This is a genomic window from Flavicella sp., assembly GCF_037132785.1.
Lineage (GTDB): Bacteria > Bacteroidota > Bacteroidia > Flavobacteriales > Flavobacteriaceae > Flavicella.
On the sequence record NZ_JBAHZZ010000144.1, the window covers coordinates 1 to 8,257 of the forward strand.

Sequence of the window (8,257 nt, forward strand, 5' to 3'; positions counted from 1 at the left end):
GCTCAGTTGACACAGTTTCTTTACCTAGGTTTTTTAGGTGACCAACTACTTGCTCTGGACTATAATCGTCTCGTAATAACAATTCTGTTACTTGTTGAATATCTTTTGTAAAACGTTTTCGTTTAGGCTTTTCTTTTTGACCTTTAGTATATTTTATTTGAGCTAATTCATGCTTGTAAACGCCATTTCTTTTGTCGGAATTACGTTTAATCTCTTTACTGATTACGGTCTTGTCTTTTCCAATAGTCACGGCTATTTCAACCTGATTATAGCCTTGTTTTAGCAGACAGCAAATTGTATATCTTTGTGCTTGGGTAATGTGGGTCATACAACTTCTTTTTTGGCGATTTGAAACCGTAAGATACACATCCATCAAAATAAGAAAGGTAGGTTTTCCTACTTTTCTGTTTTGATTATAGTATAGCAAACAGTCAAATCCAAAAGTTGCGTTTACTAGTTGAATTTAAGAACCAAAAAATAGATCCATAACTAATACCAAATGAATTTCAGAGTGGTTGATAATAAATTTTAAATATTTTTTCTTTATATTTAAATATAAAGGAAATAGAAACTAATTTAATCAATTATTTTGATGTTTATTTGATATAAGCAGTTTTGTAACAAATACTGAAGATTGAAAACACTCAAATACGAGAAACTATCAAGAGGGTAATAAAAAACTAACGACTAATTAATCTCTCATTTTTTAGCTTTTTCATAAATAGATTTTTTGCAATTTGCTGTGATACTGACATTATTTCACCTTCTATTTCAATTTTCATAGAATTGTCAAAGACTTCTTTACTCATCACACTTATAGTACTTCCTAATTTTATACCTGAACAGTCTAAATATATTAGGAACGATTTCGATGAATCTTTCACCCCTAACACAACACCTTTTTCATGTGCTTCCAAAGAAGAAAGCATCATGTCTGTATGATATGCAATATTACCATTTTCATCAGGAATAGGATCTCCATGTGGATCATGCGTAGGAAATTCTAAAAAACGATCTAATTCTTTGGTTAACTTTATAGATTTCACGTGCTCTAACTGTTCAGCTATTTCATGAACTTCATCCCAACTAAAATCTAAGTGTCTCACTAAAAAAACTTCCCAAAGACGATGCTTACGAATTACTTTAACTGCTGTTTTTTTTCCTGCTACTGTTAAAGAAACACCTTGGTATTTTTTATAATCTACCATTTTTTTTTCCGATAATCTCCTCACCATATCCGTAACAGAAGACGCTTTTGTTTGCAGTTTTTCGGCAATCGAGTTCGTACTTACAGCTTTTGATTTTGATACTGATAAACCAAAAATAGCTTTCAGATAATTTTCTTCGGTTTGAGTCAGTTCTAAATTCATCGTAAGCAAATATATGAATAATATTTTATATTTTATAAAAACAATTTTTAGACCAGTCTAAAAATAAATACTACATTTGCAAAAAAAATAATTATCATGAAATATTTAGCAATCATATTTACCTTGTTTTGTACACTCTCGAACTACGGACAAGTCACAATTAAAGGAACGGTAACCGACGGAACAAATCCTTTGCCTTATGCAACGGTACAAATCACTGGGAAAAACAAGGGAACTATAACAGATTCAAATGGTCAATTTGAACTTAGCACTACTGCTTCTGGAAAAATAAGCCTATTAGCTTCATCTACAGGTTATCTATCCGATAAAAAAACAATTCGTATTGAGAAGTTTAAAAACGGAACTACATTAAATTTTAAACTTACTGAATATACTGATGTATTAGACCCTGTAACGGTAACAGGAACAAAAACGGTAAAGAGGAAAACCAACAATCCTATTATTGTAAATATCATCAATAGTAAAACTTTACAAAACGTACAGGCATGTAATTTATCGGAAGGACTTCGTTTTCAAACTGGATTACGAGTTGAAACGGATTGTCAAACTTGTAATTATACACAACTCAGAATGAATGGATTAAACGGAAGGTATTCTCAAATACTAATCAACGGGAGAAATGTTTTTAGCCCACTTACTGGCTTGTATGGATTAGAGCAAATTCCAACAAACATGATTGATAGAATTGAAATCGTACGTGGTGGAAGTTCAGCATTGTATGGCTCTGGAGCTGTTGGTGGAACTGTAAATGTAATTACAAAAATTCCCAAAAAAAACAACTATCAAATTGAAACTAGTTATCAAAATATAAAAGGCGCAAATGATTATATCGTTAACGGAAACGCAACGGTAGTTAGTGATGACTACAATTCGGGAGCCACCTTTTATATAAACAGTCGTAATAGAGAAATGTATGATGCAAATGGAGATAATTACTCCGAACTTCCCGAACTTAAAAATATGGCCTTCGGAACCAATCTTTTCTTTTTACCAAGTGAAAACGAAAAATTAGAAATTAATTTCAGTAAAATAAACGAATACCGATACGGAGGTGAAATGGTTGATAAAGCTCCACACCTAGCTCTTCAATCAGAAGAAAGAACTCATGATATTTATTTTGGAAACCTCGATTATCAAATAAACTTTAATGACTGGAAAAGTTCTTTTATTACCTATATTGCAGCACAAACAACCGACAGAAGGCATTATACAGGAATTTTTCCAGACACAGAAGAAGACATTACGGAACACTTAACCAACCCTCCTTACGGAACTTCTACAAGCACAACTTACCAAGGTGGTATTCAATTAAATCATACGATAGAAAATTTTCTGAACGGTAGCAATATACTAACCGCTGGTTTAGAGCACATAAATGATGACATTATTGACGAAATAGAAGCCTATAATTATTTAATTGACCAAAACACACAAAACACAGGAATGTTCTTGCAAAGTGATTGGGAAATTAATAAAAAAACAACCCTATTGGCGGGTGTTCGATTTGACAAACATAATTTTATAGACTACGTAATTGCGAGTCCAAGGTTTTCCTTCTTATACAAACCAACAAGCCTGCTACAACTTAGAGCCACCTGGGGAACTGGTTTCTTAGCTCCTCAAGCTTTTGATACCGACTTACATATTGCTTTTGCTGGAGGTGGAATCTCACGTGTTCAACTTTCAGAAGATTTAAAAGAAGAGCGTTCAAACAGTTTTAATGTCTCTTTAAATTTTGACAAACCGACAGAACATTATATCTATGGCTTTACTATAGAAGGATTTTACACTCATTTTAACGACTCTTTTTACCTTCATCACTTAGGAGAAGATGAATTTGGAGAACTGTTTGAAAAACGAAATGGTGATGGCGCTACCGTTCAAGGGATTACATTTGAAGCACGTGTTAATATCGGACAAGTTTTTGAATTTGAAGGAGGACTTACCTTACAAAAAAGTCTTTATGATACTGCTATAGAAAATGTGGATGGACTGGCTGCCAAAAAAGAATTTATGAGAACTCCCAACAATTATGCATATGCAACATTCTCATACAAACCAAATTTGAATTTCAATACTTCAATAAACTTTGTATATACAGGTAATATGGATATCGTTCACTACGGAGGAGCTCTTGAACAAGATATTGACGAGTACAAAGTGACTCCTAAATTTGCAGAATTAGGACTAAAATCCGGTTACACTTTTAACCTAAATAGAACAAAAACGGATTTAGAACTCTTTGTAGGTGTCAAAAATATATTCGATGCCTATCAAAACGATTTTGATTCTGGAAAAAACAGAGATAGCAATTATATTTACGGTCCGGCAAACCCACGCACTTATTTTGCTGGAATAAAACTAAGCTCTAAATAAAAACTAAAAAAAGCCAATCATTTATTTGGCTTTTTTTAATATGTGGTAAACCCATAACCTGTTCTTCTTTTATTCCTCTTTCCTTTACTTTCGCCAAAAGTAAAAATTAAACTCCCTGAGAACTGTGTATGAGACCCAAAATTGGATTCGTGTTTTTCCGAAACAAAACGATGTACAATTTGGCTATTTAATCCCATTCTAGGTAATATCCAATAAGTCAATCCAACTCCTCCATTTACTGAAATAGATCTATCATTTCTTTCTTTTATCAACAAACCTAAACCTCCTATTATTTGGGGAACCCATTTGTTTTCGTAAAAACCAAAATCATATTTTCCAAAAAAGTCCATCATAATTACATCATACTTATTTGAATAAATATTATTGATTTCTGAAATTCCAGTAATAGTAATTCCCGCTCCTACTGTAAACCCGTAATCAATATACCTCAACATTGTTAGGTATGGGATTTGAACATTGACTGCTTCTTCAGTAAACCCAGAAGTCTCCGAAAAATCAATAAAACTCCCGCCAATACCGATAGCCCATTTTACAGTACTATCTTGAGCAAAGATATTCAAGCCAAAAAACAATAGTACTAAAACAACAACATTTTTTATTTTTATCATTTCACATTTTTTCTATACGATACTTAATAATTTTTGTGCCGCCATAATTAAATCAAACCTAATACAGCGAAGGTCTCTTTTATTCTAAAACCATGATGTAAATTTATCTATAATTAATTTATCTTTGACAAAAAAATTCTTTTGAGTAAACAAACAATTGTAGACTTAATTTCCCAAGCAAAAAACACAAAAAAGATAGTAGAAATGCTGTCTAAAGGGAAAAGTCATATCCGAATTTCAAATTTATTAGGTTCTTCTTTAGCTTTTACAATTGCTGAAATATTTAAAAATTCTGAAAAACCTTTCTTAATAATTTTAAACGACAAAGAGGAAGCAGCATATTTCTTAAATGACATCGAGCAAATTATAGGAAATAAAAACGTTTTATTTTATCCTAGTTCATACAGAAGACCTTATCAAATAGAAGAAACGGACAATGCTAACATTTTATTGCGTGCAGGGGTTTTAAACCGAATTAATTCTCAAAAAAAACCTGCGATTATTATAAGTTACCCAACTGCATTATTTGAAAAGGTTGTTACAAAAAAAGAATTAGAAAAAAACACTCTAAAAATAGGTTTAGAAGATCTGGTTTCTCTTGAGTTTGTAAATGAAGTGCTTTTTGAATATGAATTCAATCGAGTAGATTTTGTTTCCGAACCCGGAGAATTTGCCGTTAGAGGAGGTATCATTGATGTATTCTCCTTTTCGAACGATGAGCCCTATAGAATTGAATTTTTCGGAGATGAAGTTGACTCTATTAGAACCTTTGATATTGAAACTCAACTTTCTACAAGTTCACTAAAAAAAGTGAATATAATACCCAATATAGAAAACAAATTACTTCAAGAAAACAGAGAAAGCTTTCTCAAGTATATCTCTAAGGACACAGTAATTTTCACTAAAAACACGGAACTATTATTTGACAAACTAGATAATCTTTTCCTTAAATCTGAAGAAGCCTTTGAGGGCTTAAACTCAACTGTAACACAGTTTTCACCAAATGATCTTTTTATTGACAGAGCTAGTATTAAAAAAGACTTATTAGGGTATTCAAGAGTTTCAATCGCAATAAATCAAAAAGAAAACACATCAAACGAATCTTTTAATTTTAACACAAAACCTCAACCTTCTTTTAATAAACAGTTCGATTTACTTATTGAAGATTTAAACAAAAACACAAAAAACGGCATTACAAATTACCTGTGCTGCATGAACGAAAAACAAACACAACGTTTTCATGATATTCTATCGTCTTTTACTGAAGATGATAGTCAAGTAGAAATAAAATATAAAGCCATCGTTTTTCCTTTACATGAAGGCTTTATTGATTTTGAAAATAAAATAGCTTGCTATAGCGACCATCAGATATTTGAACGTTACCATAAATACAAGATTAAAAACAATACTTCCAAAAAACAATCTATCACTTTAAAAGAATTAACAAACTTAGAGGTTGGAGATTATGTAACTCATATGGATCATGGAGTTGGAAAATTTGGAGGTCTTCAAAAAATTGATGTAAATGGCAGCAAACAAGAAGCCATCAAATTAACTTATGGCGATCGAGATATTTTATACATAAGCATTCACTCTCTTCATAAAATAGCTAAATTTAACGGAAAAGATGGAACACCCCCTAAAATCTACAAATTAGGCTCAGGTGCGTGGAAAAAAATCAAGCAAAAAACAAAAATTCGCGTTAAGGAAATCGCTTTTAATCTTATCAACCTATATGCTAAAAGGAAACTTGAAAAAGGTTTCAGATTCAACCCTGACAGCTATTTACAACATGAGCTGGAAGCAAGTTTTATGTATGAAGATACACCAGATCAATTCACAGCAACCCAGGATGTTAAAAAAGATATGGAAAGTGAACAACCTATGGATCGTTTGATTTGTGGAGATGTAGGTTTTGGCAAAACCGAAGTTGCTATTCGCGCCGCTTTTAAAGCAGCCGATAATGGGAAACAAGTAGCTATTTTAGTGCCAACAACTATCTTAGCCTTTCAGCATTTTAAAACTTTCACAGAACGATTAAAAGACTTCCCTATAACCGTAGATTATTTAAATCGTTTTAGAACTACCAAGCAGCGAAATCAAGTAATCAAAGACTTAAAAGAGGGAACTACAGATATTGTAATTGGAACCCATCAATTGGTCAATAAAAAAGTAAACTTTAAAGACCTAGGGCTTCTAATTATTGACGAGGAACAAAAATTTGGTGTAGGAGTAAAAGACAAGTTAAAAACTATCAAAGAAAATGTTGACACTTTAACTCTTACAGCCACTCCAATTCCTAGAACCCTTCAATTCTCGTTAATGGCGGCAAGAGATTTATCTGTCATCAACACACCACCACCAAACAGACACCCCATAGAAACCAATGTAATTCGATTTACTGAGGATGTAATCCGAGATGCCATGACTTATGAAATCTCTAGAGGAGGACAAGCCTTTTTTGTTCATAACAGAGTAGATAATATTAAAGAAGTTGCAGGCATGTTACAACGTTTATTACCCGATGCCAAAATTGGAATCGGTCATGGGCAAATGGACGGGAAAAAATTAGAAGAATTGATGCTTTCTTTTATGAGAGGTGATTTTGATATCCTGGTGGCAACTACCATAATTGAAAGCGGCTTGGATGTACCAAATGCAAATACCATTTTTATCAATAACGCCAACAATTTTGGATTATCTGATTTACATCAGATGCGAGGTCGTGTTGGTAGGTCTAACAAAAAAGCTTTTTGTTATTTTATTACACCACCTTATCATATGATTACAGATGAGGCTCGTAAAAGAATTGAAGCGCTTGAGTTGTTTTCTGACCTAGGAAGTGGAATTAATATTGCCATGAAAGATTTAGAAATTCGTGGTGCAGGTGATTTATTAGGAGGTGAGCAAAGTGGATTTATCAATGATATTGGTTTTGACACATATCAAAAAATTTTAAAAGAAGCAATTAGCGAATTAAAAGAAAACGAATTTAAAGAACTCTATCCTGAAGACGAAAACACCGTAAAAGAATTTGTAAAAGAGATCCAAATAGACACAGATTTTGAAATATTATTTCCTGATGAATATATTAATATTGTTTCGGAAAGACTCCTATTATACAAAGAATTGGGAGAGTTAGAAAATGAAGTTGAATTAACAGAATTCGAGAAAAGATTAAAAGATAGATTTGGAGAAATTCCAAGTCAGGTTGATGATTTATTAGACAGTGTTCGAATCAAATGGCTGGCAAAAAAAATAGGTATCGAAAAATTAATTTTAAAACAGAAAAGAATGATTGGATATTTTTTATCGGATCAACAAAGTGAATTTTATAACACTCCCGAATTTGCGTCCATACTACAATATGTTCAAAAAAACTCAAAAATGTGTGTGATGAAAGAAAAAGAGACTAAAAACGGATTGCGTTTACTGATTACATTTATTAGAATTGACTCTGTGAAAAAAGCGCTACAAATTTTAAAAGCTATTTAAATTAAACAAAAACGAAAAATAAATCTCTTAGAATTAAATTTCTCTGTAATACTCATCAGTAGCGCTGCTGTATTGGTTCGATTTATCCCATAGCCCCTACTTTAATTGCCATTTGGAGGGGTATAATACCAATTATATTTCCATTTGATTGATATATTTTGTATCTTTCTGCATGGCATTATTAAGAACCTTTAAGGTAAAAGAGAGTAAAGATTACTGAGTTATACGCCTAGTGTCTGTTTTATATTTTTTTGATATTTAGGTTTTTGTAGTACCATTCTAAGAATTGTTTTATGAAAAATGGATTTTTTGTATTGTGACCTATTAATTCTAAAACAAAATTCATCAAAGTAAGCTTGTATATGC

General features: G+C 32.0%; 5 protein-coding genes and 1 pseudogene. 2 read left to right on the forward strand and 4 right to left on the reverse strand.

The window, feature by feature from the left end:
• A partial coding sequence (locus V5787_RS09500; protein ID WP_336892999.1) for a helix-turn-helix domain-containing protein occupies nucleotides 1-328 on the reverse strand: 328 nt, incomplete at its 3' end.
• Between the two features lie 352 nt (nucleotides 329-680).
• Complete coding sequence (locus V5787_RS09505; RefSeq protein WP_336893000.1) at nucleotides 681-1,370, reverse strand: metal-dependent transcriptional regulator; 690 nt, start codon at nucleotides 1,368-1,370, stop codon at nucleotides 681-683.
• A gap of 96 nt (nucleotides 1,371-1,466) precedes the next feature.
• On the opposite strand from V5787_RS09505, the gene V5787_RS09510 reads away from it, so the two are divergent.
• Complete coding sequence (locus tag V5787_RS09510; RefSeq protein ID WP_336893001.1) at nucleotides 1,467-3,767, forward strand: TonB-dependent receptor; 2,301 nt, start codon at nucleotides 1,467-1,469, stop codon at nucleotides 3,765-3,767.
• A gap of 35 nt (nucleotides 3,768-3,802) precedes the next feature.
• Here the strand turns inward: V5787_RS09510 and V5787_RS09515 are convergent, their stop codons facing one another.
• Nucleotides 3,803-4,396: a hypothetical protein gene (locus V5787_RS09515; protein WP_336893002.1), complete on the reverse strand. Its 594-nt coding sequence runs from the start codon at nucleotides 4,394-4,396 to the stop codon at nucleotides 3,803-3,805.
• A gap of 141 nt (nucleotides 4,397-4,537) precedes the next feature.
• On the opposite strand from V5787_RS09515, the gene mfd reads away from it, so the two are divergent.
• Nucleotides 4,538-7,891 carry a transcription-repair coupling factor gene (mfd, locus tag V5787_RS09520; RefSeq protein WP_336893003.1) on the forward strand — a complete coding sequence of 1,118 codons (3,354 nt, stop codon included), beginning with the start codon at nucleotides 4,538-4,540 and terminating at the stop codon, nucleotides 7,889-7,891.
• Nucleotides 7,892-8,112: 221 nt separating this feature from the next.
• Here the strand turns inward: mfd and V5787_RS09525 are convergent.
• Nucleotides 8,113-8,257, reverse strand: a pseudogene (locus V5787_RS09525) (IS1595 family transposase); the annotation flags it as partial.

Bases quoted from the DNA above. Each gene is read 5' to 3' on its own strand.
- V5787_RS09505 (WP_336893000.1), bottom strand. From the start codon at position 1,370: ATGAATTTAGAACTGACTCAAACCGAAGAAAATTATCTGAAAGCTATT.
- V5787_RS09510 (WP_336893001.1), top strand. From the start codon at position 1,467: ATGAAATATTTAGCAATCATATTTACCTTGTTTTGTACACTCTCGAAC.
- V5787_RS09515 (WP_336893002.1), bottom strand. From the start codon at position 4,396: ATGATAAAAATAAAAAATGTTGTTGTTTTAGTACTATTGTTTTTTGGC.